The 21,685-nt window shown below is 72.1% G+C and carries 17 protein-coding genes; 2 read left to right on the top strand and 15 right to left on the bottom strand.

Going from position 1 to position 21,685, the window contains the following annotated elements:
- Positions 1-56 precede the first annotated feature (56 nt).
- The 3 genes from O7616_RS16265 to O7616_RS16255 all read right to left on the bottom strand — a co-directional run bounded on the left by O7616_RS16265 (position 57) and on the right by O7616_RS16255 (position 4,864).
- On the bottom strand, positions 57-1,994 hold the full coding sequence (locus tag O7616_RS16265; protein WP_282307651.1) for a hypothetical protein: 1,938 nt from the start codon (positions 1,992-1,994) through the stop codon (positions 57-59).
- A gap of 226 nt (positions 1,995-2,220) precedes the next feature.
- Positions 2,221-3,927, bottom strand: a complete 1,707-nt coding sequence (locus O7616_RS16260; protein WP_282302761.1) for a glycoside hydrolase — start codon at positions 3,925-3,927, stop codon at positions 2,221-2,223.
- A 97-nt stretch (positions 3,928-4,024) separates the two neighbouring features.
- Entirely contained in the window at positions 4,025-4,864 is an 840-nt protein-coding gene (locus O7616_RS16255; RefSeq protein ID WP_282307650.1) for a shikimate dehydrogenase, read from the bottom strand.
- Positions 4,865-5,056: 192 nt separating this feature from the next.
- Between O7616_RS16255 and O7616_RS16250 the strand changes: the two genes are divergently transcribed.
- The gene (locus tag O7616_RS16250; RefSeq protein WP_348773882.1) at positions 5,057-5,338 is read left to right on the top strand and encodes a peptidoglycan-binding protein; all 282 of its coding nucleotides are present in this window, start codon (positions 5,057-5,059) and stop codon (positions 5,336-5,338) included.
- Positions 5,339-5,440: 102 nt separating this feature from the next.
- On the opposite strand, the gene mltG is transcribed toward O7616_RS16250, so the two are convergent.
- From mltG to O7616_RS16210, 8 genes are all read right to left on the bottom strand, one after another.
- Positions 5,441-6,634, bottom strand: coding sequence for an endolytic transglycosylase MltG (gene mltG / locus O7616_RS16245; RefSeq protein ID WP_282302759.1), 1,194 nt, complete (start codon positions 6,632-6,634; stop codon positions 5,441-5,443).
- Positions 6,634-7,092: a Holliday junction resolvase RuvX gene (gene ruvX, locus O7616_RS16240; protein WP_282302758.1), complete on the bottom strand. Its 459-nt coding sequence runs from the start codon at positions 7,090-7,092 to the stop codon at positions 6,634-6,636. Before ruvX ends, mltG begins: the two co-directional genes overlap by 1 nt.
- A gap of 72 nt (positions 7,093-7,164) precedes the next feature.
- Complete coding sequence (alaS, locus tag O7616_RS16235; protein ID WP_282302757.1) at positions 7,165-9,843, bottom strand: alanine--tRNA ligase; 2,679 nt, start codon at positions 9,841-9,843, stop codon at positions 7,165-7,167.
- Positions 9,840-10,145, bottom strand: a complete 306-nt coding sequence (locus O7616_RS16230; protein ID WP_282302756.1) for a hypothetical protein — start codon at positions 10,143-10,145, stop codon at positions 9,840-9,842. The genes alaS and O7616_RS16230 overlap by 4 nt, the downstream gene beginning before the upstream one ends.
- A 30-nt stretch (positions 10,146-10,175) precedes the next feature.
- Entirely contained in the window at positions 10,176-10,640 is a 465-nt protein-coding gene (locus O7616_RS16225) for a DUF948 domain-containing protein (RefSeq protein ID WP_282302755.1), read from the bottom strand.
- 149 nt (positions 10,641-10,789) lie between these two features.
- Positions 10,790-11,482: a hypothetical protein gene (locus tag O7616_RS16220; RefSeq protein WP_282307649.1), complete on the bottom strand. Its 693-nt coding sequence runs from the start codon at positions 11,480-11,482 to the stop codon at positions 10,790-10,792.
- A 2,300-nt stretch (positions 11,483-13,782) separates the two neighbouring features.
- Positions 13,783-15,321, bottom strand: coding sequence for a replication-associated recombination protein A (locus tag O7616_RS16215; RefSeq protein WP_348773815.1), 1,539 nt, complete (start codon positions 15,319-15,321; stop codon positions 13,783-13,785).
- 74 nt (positions 15,322-15,395) lie between these two features.
- Positions 15,396-15,608: a hypothetical protein gene (locus O7616_RS16210; RefSeq protein WP_030488373.1), complete on the bottom strand. Its 213-nt coding sequence runs from the start codon at positions 15,606-15,608 to the stop codon at positions 15,396-15,398.
- A 129-nt stretch (positions 15,609-15,737) separates the two neighbouring features.
- On the opposite strand from O7616_RS16210, the gene O7616_RS16205 reads away from it, so the two are divergent.
- A complete protein-coding gene (locus tag O7616_RS16205) occupies positions 15,738-16,478 on the top strand; it encodes a GNAT family N-acetyltransferase (protein WP_282302754.1) in 741 nt (246 codons plus the stop codon).
- Positions 16,479-16,517: 39 nt separating this feature from the next.
- On the opposite strand, the gene O7616_RS16200 is transcribed toward O7616_RS16205, so the two are convergent.
- From O7616_RS16200 to aspS, 4 genes are all read right to left on the bottom strand, one after another.
- Positions 16,518-17,906, bottom strand: coding sequence for an MFS transporter (locus tag O7616_RS16200; RefSeq protein ID WP_282302753.1), 1,389 nt, complete (start codon positions 17,904-17,906; stop codon positions 16,518-16,520).
- Between the two features lie 235 nt (positions 17,907-18,141).
- Entirely contained in the window at positions 18,142-18,771 is a 630-nt protein-coding gene (locus O7616_RS16195; RefSeq protein WP_282302752.1) for a helix-turn-helix domain-containing protein, read from the bottom strand.
- 65 nt (positions 18,772-18,836) lie between these two features.
- Positions 18,837-19,649, bottom strand: coding sequence for a sugar nucleotide-binding protein (locus O7616_RS16190; RefSeq protein ID WP_282302751.1), 813 nt, complete (start codon positions 19,647-19,649; stop codon positions 18,837-18,839).
- A gap of 101 nt (positions 19,650-19,750) precedes the next feature.
- Entirely contained in the window at positions 19,751-21,556 is a 1,806-nt protein-coding gene (aspS, locus tag O7616_RS16185; RefSeq protein WP_282302750.1) for an aspartate--tRNA ligase, read from the bottom strand.
- Between the last annotated feature and the right edge of the window lie 129 nt (positions 21,557-21,685).

Genomic DNA, 21,685 nt, shown 5'->3' with positions numbered 1-21,685 from the left:
CCGCCACCGGCCCAACGTGAACAATCTACCGATGCTTCGTTACGAACGGTTGACCGTTACTGTACGGAGAAGAATGTCGATGGGGTAGACCAGGACAACTCGGGCGTCGCCGTGGTGATCACAGTCGCCCCGGCACCGTTGACCGCCGCGGTCGGCGCGGCCGTCGGGTCGAACGGCACACTCCGCAGAGAACCGTCCGTGGCACCGTAGACGATCCGGCCGCCCACCCACGCCATGCCACGCACCGTGGACCAGGTCACGCCCGTCGTCGGCAGGGTGAACTCGGTGGCGCCGAGGTAGTTGCCGTCGATCTCGAAGTAGCGGTAGTAGAGGTTGTTCGCCCCGGTGCGGGTGTAGTAGAGCCGGCCGTCGAGGAAGAACGCGCCGGTCAGCAACGCCGGGTTGTACCAGTCGTTGTAGCCGGACGCCTCCCACGGCGAGCCGATCGCCCCGCCGTTGAACAGCGACACGTCGATCCGGCTGCCGGTGGGGGTGCCGGCCACCGTGTGCGACCAGTAGATCCGGTCGTCCACCCGCCAGGTCGCACCGGCCGACGTGTACGCGGGCTGGCTCACCGTGACCGGGGTGCCCAACGCGGCACCGTCGAACGGCACCTTCGCCAGGGTGCCCGGAGCGGTGTTGACGTAGAGGTTGCCGGTGGTCTCGGCGGGCGGGTTCTTCGGGGTGAAGGTCCGCCCGCCGGAGAGCGGGAACATCCCGAGCCGACCGTGGTACTCCTCGCCCATGCCGTCGGAGTTGTGCCCGAAGTAGAGGCCGTCCGACCCGCGCCAGAGCACCGGCACCGAGGAGCCCCAGTTGCTGGTGCCCGAGGGCATCGAGGCGCTGCCGCTGCGCCGCGGGTTCCAGTTCACCGGCATGCCGGTCGCGGGGGTCACGGCGGCGATGCCGAGCCGGTCGATCGCGCCGTTGCCCGCGTTGTCGCTGGCGTTCGGGTTGTTGAGCCAGCGGAAGTGCCCACCCAGGTAGATCACGTTGTCCGCGACCTCGACCGAGGTGATGGTGTCGTTGCCGGTGAAGTCGACCCAGGTGGCGATCTGGCCGCTGCCCCGGGCGGCGGTCTCGAAGCGGACCAGCGCGTCGCAGTACGCCGCCGGCCAGCCGCCGCCGCCGTTCGTGCCGACCACGAACCACGTGCCGTCGCCGCCGAACTTCACGTCCTGCACGTAGTGCACGAAGGTCGCCGGCGACGCGCACGGCGCGACGAACTTCTCACTGCTCCAGTCGATCAGCGTGGGCGTCGCGGAGACGTCCACCAGCGCGATCTGGTTGCGGGCCAGGCCGTTGACGAGGGTGAAGTTGCCGCCGACGACGAGCGTGTCGCCGTCCGGCGCGACGTCGATGGTCCAGACGTACGACGTGGTGCCGTGCCGCCCGACGGTCGCGTCGATGACGAAACTCGGGTCGATCGCGCCGGTGGTCGCGTTGAGCCGGCCGAGGCCGACGTGCGCGGTGCCGTTGAGCCAGTTGAACGCGCCGGCGACGTACAACCAGTTGCCGTGCAGCACCAGGTCGCGGACCGTGCCGCCGTCGGAGCGCCCGACCCAGCTGTCGATGATCGCGCCGGTCGACGGATCGAGCGCGACCAGGTTCTTCCGCGAGACGCCGTTGACGTTCTTGAAGGCACCGCCCACGATCAGCGTGCCGCCGGGGCCGGCGATGAGCGTGTTGACCGCACCGTCGAGCACCGGCAGGAAGGTGGTGGACATGGTCCCGGTGGTCCGGTCGTACGCGAAGAGGTAGCGCTGCGTCACCCACGCGGAGGCAGCGGTCTGCCGGAGCTGGGTGAAGCTGCCGCCGACGAAGACCGTGTTACCCACCTGCGCGAACGCGCGGGTCTCACCGTCTCGGGCGTGCGGGGTCGTGTCGGCGGGGTTCGCCGACACCAGGGTCGCCGTCTCCGGGACCGGCACGATCGCGGCCGACGAGGTGGTAGGCACGCCGAGAACCGCGGCGACGATCGCCAACGCGACCACCCCCGCCCGAGCACGACGTCGTCCTGCGAAACGCCACAAGTGCGAGAGTTTGGGCACGCTGCGCCTCCAGATTGGATGAGAACCCGAGGTAGCGTGCCTCGTCCAGCCTGGTTAACAAAATCCGCCGATTGGGCGGTGCCTCAATCCGCTAGCCGACAGAACGCCGGGAGGTCGGGTGGGACCGACCTCCGGCGAACGGCGTTCCGTCAGCGCGTCGTGGTGACCGTCAGCGGCTCCCTCCGGTGGGCTGCCGCAGGTACGGGTCCTGCCCGGCCTTCGCGAAGCCGGCGACCGCTGCGGCGTCGTGGTTCATCGTCATGTCGCAGGTCGACGTGCGGCTGGTCATGCCTGCGGAGTTGAAGTAGATGGCTGCCTTGATCTTCGGGTGCGCCTTCAGCGCCGCCGGGAACTCCTGGAACCAGCGTTGCTTGGCGCCCGGGTCGGCGGCGTCGAAGTTGGTGCCGAACTCGGCGAGCATCCGTGGCTTGCCGGCGCCGATGCCGTTGTCGTCCAGCCAGCGGTAGAAGCCGCCGACCGTCGTGCTCGGGCTCTTCCACACTGTGCTGCCGTTGCAGACGTGGAAGTTGTACGGGTCGTAGGCCACCCAGTCGACGTACTGGTCACCGGGGTACAGCCCGGCGTAGCGCGAGTAGTGCCCGGACCAGCCCATCATCGTCCAGACCCAGACCGCGTTGCTCGCACCGGCCCTGGCGAACCGTTCGTGGACGTAGCGCCACGCCCGGACGAAGTCGGCGTCGCTGCCCTTGTTCGGCTCGTCCTCGGGCTCGTGGTCGAAGCCCATGAAGACGGGCACGCCGGCGGCGCGGATGCGGCCCGCGACCGCGTCGATCGTCTCGTCCTGCCGGCCGCTGTAGACGTCGGACCACTTCAGGGTGGTGCCGGTGGAGAAGTTCCGGGACTCCCAGGCGAAGAACATCAGCCGGCCCTCGCGCATCTGCTGCTGCTCGTACATGTCAGGGAAGGCGCCGTTGCTGCCGGTGTTGGAGAAGTCGTGGTAGCGGTGCACGATGTCGAACTTGCGGCCGACCTGCGCCTCGACGTCGGATACGGCCTTGCCGTGGTCCCAGCCGCCGGCCGCACCGGCGGGCGAGTACATGCCCCACCAGGCCCCGCAGGAGGGGACGAGCTTGTCCGACACGGACCCGCACTTCCCGGCGGGCAGCGTGCCGCTCGCGCTCGGGGTGGCCGTCCGGGTCGGTGCCACGGTCGGCGAGGGCCTCGGCGAGGCGGTGGTCGGCGAGGCGCTCGGCGTCGGCGGCGACGCGGGTCTGGTGGTCGTCACCGGCGACGGCCGGGACCCGAGGTCGTAGCTGATCATCAGGCTCGGACGGAGATCCGGGCTGCGGTTCTCGACCGACGCCCAGTAGGTCCGGCTCTCCAGGCCGGACTGGACCAGCGAGACCGTCCAGACCCCGTTGCCGGTGACCAGCTTGGAGACGTCCCACTCGTTGAAGCCCTTGGACACACTGTTCACGCTGTCCAGCAGGTCGCCCGCCGGGCCCAGGGCCGGCCGCGCCTCGCGGGCGCTCAGCGGTGACGCGTGGGCCGTCACGGTCGCGGCGAACTTCTGCCAGGCGTGCATCCGCAGCGTCGCCCGGACGTTCACCGCGGCGGCCGGGATCGTGGTCACCGCGAATTCGACGACCGCCTGGCGACCGCCACGCGGGTTACCGTCGCAGCGCGTCGCGCAGGTGGCCACCGTCGTCTTGACGGAGTTGTCGCCGTCCTGCGACACCATGGTCGCCGTGGTGTCCGCCGCCGCCCGGATCGACAAGTCGTCGCTGGCCAGCAGCGGCATCATGGTGGCCACGATGCCGGCCACCACCGATCCGCCGATGACGCCGATGGCGATCGCCTTGCGCCGGGGCCCGGAGCGGAACCGGGTGATGCGGTGCAGTCCGTGCCTGGTCAAGGAAACTCCCTGTGTCTGCGTCCGTAACGGTGAGCAGCGTATCGATGACCAGGGCAGGTCGCCGGAAGGACAGTTTTCCGTAAGCGCGTCTTAACCGTCAGCTAAGGAAATCGACTGACGTCGCCTCTCCCAGCGCTCGACGCATCGCCTCGACCGGGGCGGTCACCCCGGTGAACTGCTCGAACTGACCGACCGCCTGCGCCAGCAGAAGGTCCAAACCGGACACCAGCCGCAGGCCGGCCGCAGCGGCGGAGGCGGCCAACGGCGTCGGCCACGGGTCGTAGATCGCGTCGAAGAGCACCGTCCCCGCACGCCACGACACCGCCGGAGCCAGCGGGTCGGCGACCCCCTTCGGCACGGTCGAGACCGCCAGGTCGGCGGTGGACAGGTGGTGGTGCGCGTCGGCCCAGCCGGCCGGGGTCAGCACGACGCCCAGGGCGTCGGCCACCGGCCGCAGCTCGTCGACCGCCACCGGTCGGCGGGCCACCACCGTCACCGCGGGGCAGGCCAGCTGCGCCGCGGCGGCCAACGCGGCGCGCGCCGTCCCACCCGCGCCGAGCACCGTCACGGCGGCACCCGCGCCCACCCCGGCGTCGGTGAGCACCCGCACCATCCCGGCGACGTCGGTGTTGTCGGCATACCAGGAGCCGTCCTGACGGCGTACCAACGTGTTGGCCGCGCCGACGGCGGCGGCGACCGGCGACGCGGCGTCGGCCACGGCGAGCGCCGCCTCCTTGCCCGGCATGGTCACCGACAACCCGGCCCACTCCGGCCCCAGGCGGGCGACCAGATCCGGCAGCTCCGCCGCCGCGCACTCGACCCGGGTGTACGACCACCCGGTCAGCCCGGCGGCGGCGTAACCGGCGGTGTGGATCACCGGGGAGAGGGAGTGCGCGATCGGCTTGCCCACCACCGCGGCCCTGCGGGTCGCCTCGATCACCCCGCACCACCCAGGGCTCCTGCCGTGTTCCGCATCACTCTCCGCCCTCCCGGGGAACTCGGATCGACAGTACCCAGCATGCGGGCCAGGCCACCAGGGAACCGCAGCCTTCCACGACGCTCGGAGGCCGGACCATCGCTTGACGGCCATCGATGGGAGTGAAAGCATTCCGGCGACGGTACGACCGATCTGGAAAATGGGGGGAACGGCGAGTTCGGCTCCAACACCGCCGCCAAGACCCGGACCTGGCAGGACGTGATGAACATCGGCGTCGACGGTTCGGTCGGCCCGCAGACCTGGGGCGAGGCGTACGGAGCGGTCAACCGGAACACCGGTTACGACACCAGCACCCAGACCGGCTACTTCTATTACGGCTACAACCGCACTTTCGCCCTGCGCAAGCAGAACAGCAACGGCGTGTGGACGTTCCTGAACCCGCGCACCGGTTCCTGGACGGGCACGAGTCACTGACAATGGCGCCCTGACCGCGTCACGGTAAAGGCTCCCTTCCCCCGACCCGACCACATTTCTGGTCGGCGGGAAGGGAGCCTTTACCGTCGGCTGTCGGGCCGGTCAGATGATGCCGGCCTCCCGGGCCTTGGCCTCGTTTCGCTGGTGCTGCTCGTACGTCTCGGCGAACTCGGAGTGGCCCTCCTTGTCGATCGCCACGAAGTAGAGCCACTTGCCCGTCGGCGTGGCCATCGCCCCTTCCAGGGCCTGCTTCCCCGGGTTGTTGATCGGGGTGGGGATCATGCCGCGCAACTTGCGGTTGTACGGGTTCTTCGGGTCGTCCAGCTCGGCCGCCGTCATCTGCTTGGACGACTTGGTCGGCTTGCCGATCGACTCCAGGTAGTAGTTGACCGTGACGTCCATCTCCAGGCAGTTACACGGGAAATCGCCGTACGCCCGGTTGTAGGCCACCCGGGCGACCTTGCCGAGGTCGTCCTTGTTGCCCGCCTCGGCCTGCGCCAGCGACGCCACGATCAACGCCTCGTAGGGGCTGACCTTGCGTTCCTTCTGCACCCGGTCGGCGAACTTCATCTCACCGGTCACCGAGAGGAAGTTGTCCACCATCAGCTTGAGGATGCTCTCCGCGGTGGCCTTCGGCGGGATCTCGTACGTGTCCGGGAAGAGGAAGCCCTCGACGGACTTGACGATCTTCTTGCCGTCATCACGCTTGAACCACCAGTCCGGGACGCCGAGCGCCTCCGGGTCCTTCGCGGCGGCCTCGAACTCCTTGACCGGGATCTTGGTCTTGTCGGACAGCAGCTTGTAGATGTTCTTCGCGGTACGGCCCTCGGGGATGGTGAGGCCGTTGACGATCTTGTTCTTCAGGTCGAGCATCGCGGTGACGGCGCTCTCGCCGCTCATCTGCTTGCGCAGCTTGTACGTGCCCGGCTGAATGTTCTTGCTGCGCGAGTTGGCCTCGGCCGCCTCGATGAACGCCTTCTGGCTCTTCACCACGTCGGCCGCGACGAGGGCGTCGGCCATGTCGGCGAGCAGCGCCCCGTTCTTGATCTCGACGGTGATCTCACCCGACCCGGCGCCGTCGTAGTCGGGGGTGACGAAGTAGTTCTGGATCCGGTCGAAGCCGTAGAACGCCGCGCCGCCGATGCCGCCCAACAGGACCAGCGCCATCAACAACGCCAGGAACGTCTTGCCCCGGCCACCACCGGACTTGCCGTTGCGCTTACGGAAGCCGCGCCGGTGCCGACCCTTCTCCCCCCGCTCCGGCTCGTCGAACCCAAGGTCCAGATCGTCGATCATTACGTCCGCCTCCGCTGCGCGTCCAGCCAGCTCTGCAGAATCTCCACCGCGGCCGCCTGGTCGACAACCGCACGTTGACGCTTACCTCGGACGCCACGCTCGGCAAGCCTACGAGAAGCCACCACTGTCGACATCCTCTCGTCAGTGAGCGTTACCGGGACGGGCGCTATCACATCGACCAGTCGGTCAGCGTACGCCTTCACGTGGACTGCCGCCGGGCCGTGTTTTCCCGCGAGATTGACCGGAAGGCCGACGACAACCGCGACGGCCTCATGTTCGGCCACCAACGCGGCCAACTCGGCGACATCGCTCGGCACCGTGTCCGGCGTCGCGGTGAGATCACGAGCGAGCGTGACCAGCGGAGTTGCCAGGATCCCGTCCGGATCCGAGCGGGACACCCCCACCCGCACCTGACCGACGTCGACCCCCAGTCGCACACCACGCGTCAGCTCAGCCACCGACGGTCACCACCGGGCGGGTACGAACCAGGGCGGGCCGAATGGCCCGCCCTGACCGACAGTGATCGTTCATCACGCCTCGGTAATCGCCTTCTCGACGGTGAGCAGCAGGTTCGGCGCCTCGGCCGCCGGCAGACCGCCGCCCTGGGCGAGGTCGGGGCTACCTCCGCCGCGCCCGGAGAACGCCGCCTTCACCAGATCCGAGGCCGCCAGGCCCCGACCGCGCGCGGCCGCGTTGACCGCGACGACCAGAGACGCCTTGCCGTTCGACCGGGCGGCCACCGCGACCACCGCCGGCCGCGCCGGGTCGATCTTGCCGCGGATCTCCTGGGCCAGGGTCCGCACGTCGTTGCCGGCCGCACCCTCCGGCGCCTCGGTGCCCACGTACGCGACCCCGCGCACCTCCTTGGCCTGCGCCGCGAGCGCCGCCGCCCCGCCCAGCACCAACTGGGCGCGGAGCTTCTCCAGCTCCTTCTCCGCGTCCCGAAGCTGGGTGACGGTCTGCTCCACCCGGTCGGCGACCTGGTCGTTGGGCACCCGGTACAGCTCGGCCAACCGGGACACCAGCAGGTGCTCGCGGGCCAGGAAACCGAACGCGTCCATGCCGACCAGCGCCTCGACCCGGCGGACACCGGAACCGATCGACGACTCGGAGAGGATCTTCACGAGGCCGAGCTGGGCCGACCGGGCCACGTGCGTGCCGCCGCACAGCTCCCGGGCGTAGTCGCCCACCTCGACGACCCGCACCTCCTCGCCGTACTTCTCGCCGAACAGCGCCATCGCGCCGATCCGCCGCGCCTCGTCCAACGAGGTGATGAAGGCGTGCACCTCCAGGTCGGCCAGCAGCACCTCGTTGACCTGCTGCTCCACGTCACGCAGAACGCTCGGCGACACCCCCGTCGGGGTGTTGAAGTCGAACCGGAGCCGACCGGGCGCGTTCAGCGACCCCGCCTGGGTGGCCGACTCGCCGAGGAAGTTCCGCATGGTCTGGTGCACCAGGTGGGTGGCGGTGTGCGACCGGGAGATCGCCCGACGCCGGGTCGTGTCGATCTCGGCGAAACCCGCCTCACCGGCACGCACCTCACCCCGGATCACCCGGGCGCGGTGCACGATCAGGCCGGGCACCGGCTGCTGGACGTCGAGCACCTCGACCTGCCCGCCACCAACGGTGATCATGCCCTGGTCGGGCTGCTGACCACCGCCCTCGGCGTAGAACGGGGTCGTGTCGAGGACCAGCTCGATGGTGTCACCCTCGGTGGCCGCCTGGCGCGGGCCGTCCGCGCCGAGCAGCGCCCGCACCGTCGACTCGCGGGACACCTCGCTGTAGCCGGTGAACGTCACCGGGCCGCCCGCGTCGAGCACCGACCGGTACGCCGACAGGTCGACGTGGCCGGTCTTGCGGGCCTGCGCGTCGGCCTTCGCCCGGGTGCGCTGGTCCGCCATCAACCGGCGGAAGCCCTCGTCGTCGACGGTCAGGCCCTGCTCCGCGGCGATCTCCAGGGTCAGGTCGATCGGGAAGCCGTACGTGTCGTGCAACTGGAACGCCTTCGCCCCGGACAGGGAGCTGCCACCCGCGGTGCGGGTCTCCGCGATCGCGGTGTCCAGGATCGTCGTGCCCGCCCGCAGGGTGGACAGGAACGCCTCCTCCTCCGCGTACGCGTAGTCCGCGATCCGGTCGAAGTCGGTCGCCAACTCCGGGTACGACGGGGCCATGCAGTCCCGCGCCACCGGCAGCAACTCCGGCAACGCCCGGTCCTGCCAGCCCAGCAGCCGGATCGACCGGATCGCCCGGCGCATGATCCGGCGCAGCACGTACCCGCGACCCTCGTTGCTCGGGGTCACCCCGTCGCCGATCAGCATCAACGCCGTCCGCACGTGGTCCGCGATCACCCGCAGCCGCACGTCGTCCGGGTGCGACTCGCTCGCCACGTGACCCGAGTGCGCGCCGTAGCGCTTGCCGGTCAGCTCCGCCGCGCGGGTCAGGATCGGCCGGACCTCGTCGATCTCGTACAGGTTGTCGACACCCTGCAGGATCGAGGCCATCCGCTCCAGGCCCATGCCGGTGTCGATGTTCTTCGCCGGCAGGTCACCCAGGATCGGGTAGTCGTCCTTGGTCGTGCCCGGACCCCGCTCGAACTGCATGAAGACCAGGTTCCAGAACTCCATGTAGCGGTCCTCGTCGACCGCCGGGCCGCCCTCGCGGCCGTACTCCGGACCCCGGTCGTAGAACAGCTCGGAGCACGGACCGCACGGGCCGGGAATGCCCATCGACCAGAAGTTGTCCGCCTTGCCCCGGCGCACGATCCGCTCCGCCGGCACCCCGACGGACCGCCAGATCTCGAACGCCTCGTCGTCGTCGAGGTACACCGTCGGCCAGACCCGCTCCGGATCCAACCCGAAACCGCCGTCGGCCTGCGACTTCGTCACCAGATCCCAGGCCAGGGGGATCGCGCCGGCCTTGAAGTAGTCGCCGAAGGAGAAGTTGCCGTTCATCTGGAAGAACGTGCCGTGCCGGCTGGTCTTGCCGACCTCGTCGATGTCCGGGGTGCGGATGCACTTCTGCACACTCACCGCACGCTGGTAGGCAGGCGTCTGCTGACCCAGGAAATACGGTACGAACTGCACCATGCCGGCGTTGACGAACAGCAGATTCGGGTCGCTGATGGCGGGCAGCGGAGCGGACGGCACCACAGTGTGACCATTCGCCTCGAAATGGGCGAGGTACCGCCGCTTGATCTCCGCCGTCTTCATCGCTGATGTTCCTCCGGAAAGATGTTTCGATCGCCGATCCGCGGGTCTTCCCGCAGCTCGGCGAACTGATCGTCGAACGTCTCGCCCTGGGCGAACGCCTGGTGGATCTCCTGCTCGCGTTCGGCCATCCCGATCCGGACGTCCTCCACGAAGTTACGCAGCGACTCGACCAGGCCGCCAGCGGATTCCGTCACCGAGCTGGCGATGCCCGCCGGTGTGTACGCCTGGGCGGTCCGGGTCGCCTTGCGGACCACGATCACACCGACGGCCACTCCGATACCGAGCCAGAACAGACGCCTCATGTCTCGCTACCCTCCTGGTGCCTCGGCCGGTCAGTGATTGCCGCGCCGCGCGGCCCGTCGCTGCTGCTTGATGGTGTCGCGGACCTCACGCTCGGTCTCGGCGTGCCGGCGGCTCGCGGCGGCCTTACGCATGCCGTAGCCGAACGCGGCCACCTTGACCAGCGGATTGGCGGCCGCGGCGGAGACGACGGTGGCCAGGTTGGCGACGTTGGCGGTGACGTTCTGCGCGTGGCTGGTCATCGTGTCGACCTTCGCCAGTTGGAGGTTCACGCCGTCGAGGGAGGTCTGCACCTGCTCCAGCGCCGTGTTGACGTTCTTCACCGTCGTGTTCACGTCGCCGAGCAGCGGCGCGGTCCGATCGTTGAGGTCGTTGATCATCCGGGTGGTGGCGTCAACCGTGTGCCGCAGCCGCAGGATGGGCAGCGTCAGGATGAGCACCAGCACCGCGAACGCGGATGCCGCGATCAGCGCCGCGATCGCTCCAATGTCGCCCACGCCTGTCCTCCTCAAGCAGAATTCCGCAGGACCCGACGTCCCCGGAACGCACAACCGTGGTCCCCGTACCGGCCGCCACGCCGTCGGCGGTCACCGGCGGCGGGCGTGCCCGCCAGCCCCAGACCCTACCGTCCGTGATGGAGCCCGGCTCACGACGGTGAGGGTGTCAGCTCACCAAGCGGATCGCCGCTGACCGTCGGGTACGGATCCTCTCCGGTCAGTGACGGGTCGGTGGACGGCTGTGGCCTGGTCCGCTCGTCGTCGATCGCGTTACGCACCTTCACCGACACCAACGAGCCGGTGCACTCCGTCGCAGCGGTCGACGGGTCGGCGGACGGCACGGCCGGCTCGCCGTCTACCGGCGGCGGCACGCAGGTCGGCTCGCGTACCCACAGGTCGAGCGTCAACTCGTCACGCCGCCAACAGGTGTAGCTGCCCTTCGTCTCCTGCTCCGGGCAGCGGCTCACCTTCCACGGCTGCCAACCGTCCTGCCGCAACGCCTGCTCGTACGCCTGCGCCGTCTCGGCCGGGGCCTTCTCCGAGGTGACGGTGCGCTCGCGCAGCCGACAGTCGAGCAGGCACCATCGGCTGCCGCTGACGTCGTCGACGGTCTTCGCGGCCGCCCAACCCGGCACGTCGAGCTGGTCCAGGTTGTCGAAGACCGGATCCCGGCTCAGCGTCCGGAGACCGAAGAAGAGCGGCACCGCGCCGAGCAGCACGACGCTGACCAGCACCAGCACCGCCGCACGCAGGCGTCGCCGTTCACGCGACTCCCGGTGCGCCTCGGACCGGGCGCCCGCCGCGTCGGCGTCGCCGGGCGTGCCCTGGTCGGCCGGACGCAGCGCGGGGCCGCCGGGCGGCTCCGGCGCCGGCCGGTCCGCCGGCCCGGACGGGGAGGGCACCACGGCGGCGGCCCGGGCCACTCCGACGGGGTCACCGGGACGGCCGGGCGGCGGCACCGGGGCGACGCCACTCGGCTCGGCGCGGCCGGGCTCCCGATGAGGTGGCAGGGCACGGCCGGCGGCACGGTCGGGGGGCGCGGGCCGACCGACCGGCGGACCACCCGCCCGGTCCTCGGCGAGGGGCGGCTGTGCTGCGCCCGGTGGGCGGACGGCAGCCCGAGCAGGACCATCCGGACGCGCACGCGGCGGGCCGTCCACACCCGGCGGCACCGCGGCCCGAGCCGGACCATCCGGACGGGCGGTGCCGCGGGGTTCCGCACCGGGTCGTGGTGGGCCGTCGGCGCCGCCACGCCCGGCGACCGGCGCCTCCCCCGGGCCGGGCCGGGCCCGCCCGGGTGGGGTGGAGCGGGCAGCGCCCCGAGGCGGTGCGGCGGGGCCGCCGGACGCGGGACGTCCAGCGGCGTACGGTTCGTCGCCACGGCCTCCGGGTCGACCCGGAGCAGCCGAGCCGTCGGGACCGGACTCGGCCGACGGACGACGTCGCCGACCGGTCGGATCCGGCGCGAGCGCCCCGTCCGGACCGGGCACAGCCGCCGCACGACCCCGCCGACCGGTCGGATCCGGCGCGGGCGCCGCGGCACCCCGACCCCGACCGGGTCGGTCGCCGGGCGACGGCGGATAGGGCAGGGCCTGTTCACCGGTGGAACCTGAGGCGTCCGGCCGGACGGCACGACGACCGGTCGGCGCGTCCGCCCCCGGGTCGGTCGGCGGACCGGCCGGTCGACGGGCGGCAGGGCTCTCGGCGGCCGGGTCCGGTACGCCGAGTCGACCGGACGGGTGGTCGACGATCTCCCCCGTGCCGGTAGGCGAAGCGGATCGTCTACCCGTCGGCGGCGGGGTGGCCCCTCGACGGTTGACGACCTGCAGACCCGGGTCGGTGTGCGGCAGGCGACCGGCCTGGCGCAGCCAGTCGGCGGGCCGCTCCGGTCGCTCCGCCCGAGGTTCGCCGCCGGTCGGCGTACGCCGCTCCGGCTCGTCGGGGGCGGCCCGGCGGCGACCGGCGCCGTCGGCCGGGGCGACGGTGGGCGTCGCGCCGCTGTGGCCGCCCGAGGCCGCGGGCACCGGCGGCGCGTTGCCCGAGCGGGGCACCACCGGCTCGTCGGGCTCGGCGGCACGGCGACGGCCGCCGCCGACCGGGCGGGCGGGCTCGGCGGCACGGCGGCCGGCAGGCTCCGGCGCACCGGGGTCGACCGGGCCGGGCCGACGCCGAGCGGTACGCGGGTCGTGGTCGACGGCGGGGTCGGGCCGCAGGCCGTCCCCGACCTGTGGAATCCCGCCGGACGGCGTGCCGTCGACGCGGGCCACGCCGGGAGCGGACGGTCCGGCGGCCCGCGCCGGACCGGCGGACCGGCGACCGGCGGGCGTGCCGTCGCCCGGCGGGCGTGCACGCCCCGGCTCGACGGACTCCGGGCCCGGCCGACGGGCCGGCGGGCCGGCGTCCGGACGGCGCAACGGGGGTACGGCCTCCGGGTGGCCGCCCGCGGCGGCGGGATCCGGACGACGACCGCTCGGCACGGTGGCGTCGGGACGGCGACCGGTCGGGACGCCGGACGGCGCCGGGCCCCCGGGTGGGCCGGGCGGAACCGCTGCGGGGCGCGAACGGACCGGACCGCCGGGTGCGTCCGGAGTCGAGGGCTGAGCCGGTGGGCCGGCCGGATCACCGCCGACCGGACGGGCGGCGGGTGGCGACTGGGGAACGGCGGCGCGGGCACCGGGGGCCGGCTGCACCCCGCGACGTACGGGCTGAGCCGGGGCGGGAGCGCCGGGGTTCGCCACGGGAGGACGGCCGTCCGGCCGGCGGCCCGCCGGTGGCGCCTCACCCGGCCAGGGGCCGTCGACGGGTCGACGCGGGCCGGCACCGCCCGGGTCGCCCGGCCGCGCGGCGGGCGGTGTCGGGGCGTCCGGCGGCACCGGCGCACCAGCGCGCGCACCAGCCGGCCGCGGTCCGGTCGGCGCACCCCCGGCGGGGCGGTGCGGCTCTGCCGGGGCGCCGTCCGGGCCGAGCTCGGTGCGCTGCTGCTTGGCCGAGCGGAGGTCGTCGATCCAGCCGAACTCCTCGCCGGCGACCGGCTCCTCCGGCTCGGTCTCCGCCGCCCGGCCCCGACCCCAGCGACGCGCCTTGGCGCGGGGATCGCGCCGCTCGTCCGGGCCCTCGTCCGGGCGGTCCCCACCACGCGATTTCACTGTTGACCCTCTCCTGCGGCGTCGGTGCCGCTGTCCTGCATCGTGCCGGGGGTGCCCGTGCCCGTCGCCGGGCGACCGGTCTCGCTGGGAAGCGCCGACGCGGTGGGCGTCGTTACAGGTGGCTCGGCTGTCGGACCGTCCGGCCGGGTGGCTGGGGCCGGCAGACCACGCACGATCCGGCGCAGCAGCGGGAGCCGACCGGCCACCGCCCGTTCCGCGCCGTGCGAGCTGGGCTGGTAGTAGTCGGTGCCCACCAGGTCGTCCGGGACGTACTGCTGAGTGACCACGCCACGGTGGTCGTCGTGCGGGTAGCGGTAGCCGGTCCCGTGACCCAACCCCCGGGCACCGGCGTAGTGCGCGTCGCGCAGCCCACGCGGCACGGGCCCACCACGCCCGGCCCGGACGTCGGCGATCGCCGCCCCGATGGCGGTGGTCGCCGAGTTCGACTTCGGGGCGGTGGCCAGGTGGATCACCGCCTGGGCCAGGTTGAGCTGCGCCTCGGGCAGCCCGACGTACTCGACCGCGTGCGCGGCGGCGGTGGCGACGCTCAAGGCCCCGGGGTCGGCCATGCCCACGTCCTCGCTGGCGAAGATGACCAGGCGGCGGGCGATGAACCGGGCGTCCTCGCCGGCGACCAGCATGCGCGCCAGCCAGTGCACGGCGGCGTCCACGTCCGAGCCGCGCATGCTCTTGATGAAGGCACTGACGACGTCGTAGTGGGCGTCGCCGTCGCGGTCGTAGCGCACCGCCGCCACGTCGACCGCCTGCTCGGCGGTGGCCAGGTCGATCCGTCCGGTGCCGAGCGCCGTGGCGGAGGCCGCCGCCGCCTCCAACGCGGTGAGTGCCTTACGGACGTCACCGGAGGCGAGCCGGACCAGGTGGTCCTCGGCCTCGGTGGTCAGGGCGAGCGTGGCGTCCAGGCCGCGCTTGTCGGCGACCGCGCGTCGCAGCAGCCCCCGCACCGCCTCGTCGTCCAACGGTTGCAGGGTGAGCAGCACACACCGCGACAGCAGCGGGGAGATGACCGAGAAGTACGGGTTCTCGGTGGTCGCCGCCAGCAAGGTGACGGTACGGTCCTCGACCGCGGCGAGCAGCGAATCCTGTTGGGTCTTGCTGAACCGGTGCACCTCGTCGATGAAGAGCACGGTCTGCGGGCCGCCCGAGCGGCGCTGGCGGCGGGCCGTCTCGATCACCGCCCGCACGTCCTTGACGCCGGCGGAGAGCGCCGACATGGCGACGAAACGACGGTCGGTCGCACCGGCCACCAGGTGCGCGATGGTGGTCTTGCCACTGCCCGGCGGCCCCCAGAGGATCACCGACATCGGAGCGCCGCCGGAGACCAACTGCCGCAGCGGGGCGCCCGGTGCGAGCAGGTGATCCTGCCCGACCAGCTCATCGAGGCTCGCCGGGCGCATCCGAACGGGCAGGGGCGAGTCGTCGGCCACCGCGGTGAAGCCGTCGACACCGGCGGGACCGTCGGGCGCGCTGCGCGACCCGGCGGGTTCACCGAGGGAGAAGAGGGCGTCGGACTCCATCACGAAGACAGTACCGGGCCGGGCCCACGACGCCGGAATCGCGCCGGGGGCCCGCCACCGGTGATCGGTTCCGGTCAGCCACGACCGGGGCGCCGGCCCCGGTACCAGCGACCGCCGCCACCGCCGCGCGGGCCGCTGCCCACGCCACCCAGGTAGAGCGAGAGCAGAAGGAGCCCGATGAGCACGAGAGTGTTCCAGTTGAACAGGTCCGGTGCTCCGAAGTCTGTGTTGAGCAGGTCCAGCAGCAGGGCGAAGCCAAAGACGATGGCCGCGAGAATGGCGAGCATGTCGGTCCTCCGGTGGGGGTTCCCAGTAGGTCGGCGCGTGATGTACCCAATCGGTCGGCTCGCCAATCTCCACGGTGGATCGGGGCCACCGAGCGCGGGCGTTCCGCCGGCGGCTCCTAGGCTGAGTCCATGATCATCGAAGACCAGGAGCTTGCGGACCGGGACGCGATCCTGGGCGCTGTCGGCCACCACCCGTTCGCCCGCCACGCGCTCGGACGCGCCACGCCGACGGCCGCGTACCACCGTGACGGCGCCGTGCTGTGGTTGACGTCGGCCGAGCCCGGACCGGCCGGCTGCGCGATCGGTCCGGCCGGCCCGGCGCTCGACATCTGTGTCAGGCTCGCCGACAGCGCGACGGTGCGCCCAGGGCAGCGGCTGCACCTCCCCCGGCACGATCGCGGTCTGCTGACCGGCCGGCTCGCGGTGGACGAGCACAGCGACTGGGACTTCCACTGGACCGACACGCCACCACCGCTCCAACCGAACGAGCAGCCGGTGGTACGCCTCACCGACGCCGACCTCCCCGCACTCGCGGCACTGGTCGACGAGGCGTTCCCCAGCAGCACCTCCCGCCCCGGCGACCCTCGGGTCGTCGACTGGTACGGCATCCGAATCGGCGACCGGTTGGTCGCGTGCGGCGCGGACCGCAGCCAGGGCGACATCGGCTTCGTCGCGGGCCTCACCGTCGCCCCGGACCAGCGCGGGCGCGGCCTGGGCGCGTCCCTGACCGCCGGGATGACCCGGGCGCTGCTGGCGCGGCACGACACCGTGGGGCTCGGCGTCTACACGCACAACGTCGGCGCGGCCCGCCTCTACCGTCGGCTCGGCTTCACCGACACCCTCGCCCTCAGCTCGATCCGCCTCGCCTGACCCGCCGGACGCGTTCGCTCATCCCCGGATGGCTTTCCCTCATCTCTCGGCGGCGGGCACGGGAGCCGTGGTCGGCTCGACGGCCGGGGCCGCGCCCGGTTCACCGGGTACAGGGGCAGCGAGCGGCTCGACGGCCGGGGCCGCGCCCGGTTCGCCGGGCACGGGGGCGGCGGTCGGCCCGACGGCCGGAGTGGCCCGACGGCCGGCCAGCCAGGCGGGCAGGTAGAGCGGGGCGGCCACGGCCAACACCACCGCGCCGACCACCATCGCGGTCCCCACGCTGGTGGCCGCCGCCAGCGCGGTCAGCACCACCCCACCGAGCGCACCGGCCGGTTGCGCCATCATCGAGTTCAGCGAGAGCACACTGGTCCGGTACGGACCGTCGACCTGCCGGTGCAGCAAGCCACTGTGCAGCGGGTTGGACGCGCCGTGCACCGCGTAGCAGGCCAGGTACGCCACGAGCACCCCGACCGGCCCGGCGAACAGGCCCATCCCGACCACCGTCACCCCCTGCAGGATGCGCAGCACAGCGGCCCCCGGAGCGGCGCCCAACCAGCGCAACAGCAGCGGCGTCATCGCCGCGCCCGCAGCCGAGGCGAGCCAGGCCGCCGAGTTGGCCGGTCCGAGCAGCGCGGCGGCGCGTTCCGGATCGCCGATCACCTCGGCAAGCCGGACCGGCAGCAGCGACTCGAAGGTGACCATGCCGAAACCCCAGAACAGCTCCACCGCCACCAGGGCCAGCAGCACCCGGGAGCGACGAAGCAAACCGACCGCCTCGCCGATCATCCGGGGTGCCTGCACCACCGAGGACCGCAGCGCCGCGACCCCGGTGGCCGGCCGCTCCTCGACCAGCAACACGACCAACGCGACCAGGGCGATCACCTGCGCCAGGATGGCGGCCAGCACGGGCACCGTCAGCGCGGTGACCGGCCCGATCGGACCGAGCGCGATCAGACCACCGCTGACCAGCGCACCCCCGGCGATCGCGCCGCCGATGACGGTGCCCGCGTACCCGAGGCCGCGCTCGTACTCCGCGTCCGGGTCGGCGGCCAACGTGGCATCGACGTACCAGGACTCCAGCGGGCCACTGTCCAACGCCCGGTAGACCCCCTGCAACGCCCAGACCACGAAGAACAGCACGAACGAGTCGGCCACCGCGAACAACGCCAACGACGCCAGGTTGAGTGCCCCGGCGGCGATCAGCACCGGCCGGCGACCCAGCGCGTCGGCGAGCCCACCCGTGGGCAACTCCAACGCCAGCACCAACAACCCCTGCGCGGTGCTGACCAGGCCGATCTGCGGCAACGACAAACCGCGCTCCTGCATCAGCAGGATCATCACCGGGATCATCAGACCCGTCGGCAGCCACCGCAGGCCGTAGAGCGTGAGATAACGACCCCGAACCTGACGTACGGTCAACGCGCTCACGACTCCACCTCTGCTCTCGACTGCGGGGCTCGCGAACCCGGCTCACTCCTCGCGCTCACCGAACCGCCGTCCGTTCGCGACTGCGGGGCTCGCAAACCCGGCTCACTCCTCGCGCTCACCGAACCGCCGTCCGTTCGCGACTGCGGGGCTCGCAAACCCGGCTCACTCCTCGCGCTCACCGAACCGCCGTCCGTTCGCGACTGCGGGGCTCGCAAACCCGGCTCACTCCTCGCGCTCACCAGCGATCGTCCAGCCGTGGGAAGCCGGCCAGGAACACGTGCACCGGCTTGACGTCCGGGGCATCGACCTCGGCGTCGTCGCGGTGACGCATCTCGGCCGCCGCTTCGTCGCGGTAGCGCATCAACACCGCCCACAGGTCGTCGTTGAGAGCACGTAGCCGGTCCGGGGCGAGCGGCAGCACCAGGTCACTCATCCCCGCGGCGTCGCGCCACGCCCGCGACTGGTGGTGCTCGACGGCCATCCAACGCTCAGCCAACTCGCCCATCAGCCGCACCTGATCCGCCTGGATCCACTGGACCGCGGCGCGGGCATCCGGGTCCTCGTCGAAGTCGGTGGGCTCGAAGTGACTCATGTCGTGCGCCGACTGCCACCAGCGCTGCCGCCCGCTGCCCCGGTCGGGATCCTCGGCCACGAGCCCCACCTCGGCGAGTTGCCGCAGGTGGTAGCTGGTCGCTCCGGTGTTGGTGCCCAACCTCTCGGCGAGGGCAGTCGCAGTCGCCGGGCCGTCGACGCGCAGCGAGCCGAGCAGTCGCATCCGCAGCGGGTGGGCCAGCACGCGAACCTGCCGGGCATCCAGATCAACGCGGCGTTGCTCAGTGCGGCCGTCGGGTGGCTGATTCTCCATGAGTGCACACTATCTCTGCACACTTACTGTGCACAACTCTTATGCAAAGGAAGTGTGCAACAACGTCACGCTGTCAGGAGTTCGCGCACCCCCCGTAGACGCGTTCGCAGCAAGCCCCTCGCCCGGGTGGAGTCGAGGCGTACGTCGAGGGGGCGGGACAGCCCGGTGGAGGCAGCGGTGGTGGTCTTCAGCGCGGTCGCGTCCACGCCGTCCCGCTCGGCGACCAGCAGACCCAGCTCGGCCCGGGTCACCGCGTCGGGGCCGGCCACGTTGAGCAGACCGGCGTAGGACGAGGCGACCACCTCCAGTACGGCGTCGGCCAGGTCGGTGACGTCGACCGGGCACCGCAGCTCGTCGGAGAACAGGACCGCCCGGCCGGCGAGCGCGTCCCGGCAGAGCTGGATCTGTTTGCTGCCCTCCCCCAGGATCAGCGAGGTACGCACCACTGCGGCGCCGGGATCGATCGCCCGCACGGCGGTCTCGGCCGCGGCCTTAGCGGCACCGTACGCGTGCACAGGTGTGGGCGGGTCGTCGTCGGCGTACGGGGTGGGTCGGCCGGCGTGCAGCGCGTCGCTGGACACGTGCACCAGGCGGGCGCCCGTCTCGGCGGCGGCTACCGCCACGTTCGCGGCCCCGTCGGCGGTGACCGCCCAGTCGTCGTACCGATAGGGGGTCCCGACCACGGCGTCCGGCCGCACCTCGGCGACCAGCGCGCGCACCGCGGCGCGATCGGTCACGTCCACCCGCCGTGCGTCCACCCCCGGCACGCCTATCCGACCGGAGTGGAAGGTCCCCACGACCGACAGTCCGGCGTCGACGCCCAGGGAACACACCGCACGCCCCAGAAGCCCGCTACCCCCGACGACAAGCACCCGCACCTGAGCCCACTCCCCCGCCGACGATCAAGAGGTTTGCGTCATCTCGCGGGGCGATGATGACGCAAACCTCTTGATCGACCAAGCAGGGGTCGGGGGTGCGGTCAGACCGGGTCGGCTACCGGGGCGGCCGGGCCCGCGGTGCCGGTGTGGGCCGTCGCCGCCGGCTTGGGCTTCGCGTCGATGCCCGCCTCGGTGCGCTGCTGGGCGGTGATCGGGGTGGGGGCGCTGGTCAGCGGGTCGAAACCACCACGGGTCTTCGGGAAGGCGATGACCTCGCGGATGGAGTCGGCCCCGGCGAGCAGCATGCAGACCCGGTCCCAGCCGAAGGCGATGCCGCCGTGCGGCGGGGCGCCGTACTTGAACGCCTCCAACAGGAAGCCGAACTTGTCCTGCGCCTCCTCGGGCGTGATGCCGAGCAGGTCGAAGACCCGCTTCTGCACGTCCCCCCGGTGGATACGGATCGACCCGCCGCCGATCTCGTTGCCGTTGCAGACGATGTCGTACGCGTACGCCAGCGCCCGGTCCGGAGCCTCCTCGAACCGGTCGACCCACTCGGCGTTCGGCGAGGTGAACGGGTGGTGCACGGCCGTCCAGCCGCCCTCGTCCGTGCGCTCGAACATCGGCGCGTCGACCACCCAGCAGAACGCCCAGGCGCTCTCGTCGATCAGCCCGGCCCGCTTCGCGATCTCGACCCGGGCCGCGCCCAGCAGCTCCTGCGCCTCGCGGGTGGTGGCACTCGCGGCGAAGAAGACCGCGTCGCCCGGCTTGGCGCCGACCGCGTCGGCGAGCCCGCCCAGGTGCTCGGCGGAGAGGTTCTTCGCCACCGGGCCGCGCGCCTCGCCGGTCTCGGCGTCCAGCACCACGTACGCCAGGCCCCGGGCACCGCGCGCCTTGGCCCAGTCCTGCCAGCCGTCCAGCTCCTTGCGGCTCTGCGCCGCGCCGCCCGGCATGACGACCGCGCCGACGTAGCCGCCCGCGTCGATCGCTCCGGCGAAGACCCGGAACTCGGTGCCGCGCAGGTAGTCGGTCAGCTCGGTCAGCTCGACGCCGTAGCGCAGGTCCGGCTTGTCGGAGCCGTACCGGGCCATCGCGTCGTGCCAGGTGATCCGCGGGATCGGGCGGCTGATCTCGTGCCCGGCCAGGTCCTTCCAGAGCGCCGACACGATCGCCTCGCCGAGGTCGATCACGTCGTCCTCGGTGACGAACGACATCTCGATGTCGAGCTGGGTGAACTCGGGCTGCCGGTCGGCCCGGAAGTCCTCGTCGCGGTAGCAACGGGCGATCTGGTAATACCGCTCCATGCCGCCGACCATCAACAGCTGCTTGAACAGCTGCGGTGACTGCGGCAGCGCGTACCAGCTGCCCGGCTGCAGGCGCACCGGGACCAGGAAGTCGCGGGCGCCCTCGGGCGTCGAGCGGGTCAGCGTCGGCGTCTCGATCTCCAGGAAGTCCCGCTCGTGCAGCACCGTCCGGGCCAGGTGGCTGGCGCGCGAGCGCAGCCGCAGCGCGTTCGCCGGGCCGCTGCGGCGCAGGTCCAGGTAGCGGTACCGGAGCCGGATGTCGTCGCCGGCCTCGATCTGGTCGTCCACCGGCAGCGGCAGCGGGGCCGCCTCGGAGAGCACCTCCAGCTCGGCGGCGGTCACCTCGACCTCACCGGTGGGCAGCTCCGGGTTCTCGTTGCCGTCCGGCCGGCGGGTCACCTCGCCGACGACCTTCACGCAGAACTCGTTGCGCAGCGCGTGCGCATCCTCCTCGCGGAACACCACCTGGACAACACCGGAACCGTCGCGCAGGTCGACGAAGATGACCCCGCCGTGGTCGCGCCGGCGGGCCACCCACCCGGCGAGCGTCACCGTCGAGCCGGCGTCCGCGGCGCGCAGGCTTCCGGCATTGTGGGTACGGATCACGGCTGGCAACTCCTCATCGTGGAACAGTCCTCACCGGCATTCTGTCAGGGGTGGCCGCCCCACCTCCGGGGCACCCGGCAGGCCGGCGCGATTCGCAGGTGGGCGGACCGGCGAACCCGGCCCGACCGA

Origin of the sequence: Micromonospora sp. WMMD964, from assembly GCF_029581455.1 — a bacterium.
Classification (GTDB): domain Bacteria; phylum Actinomycetota; class Actinomycetes; order Mycobacteriales; family Micromonosporaceae; genus Micromonospora.
Note: the sequence above shows the minus strand (reverse complement) of the source record. Positions and strands in the feature narration are given on the sequence as shown.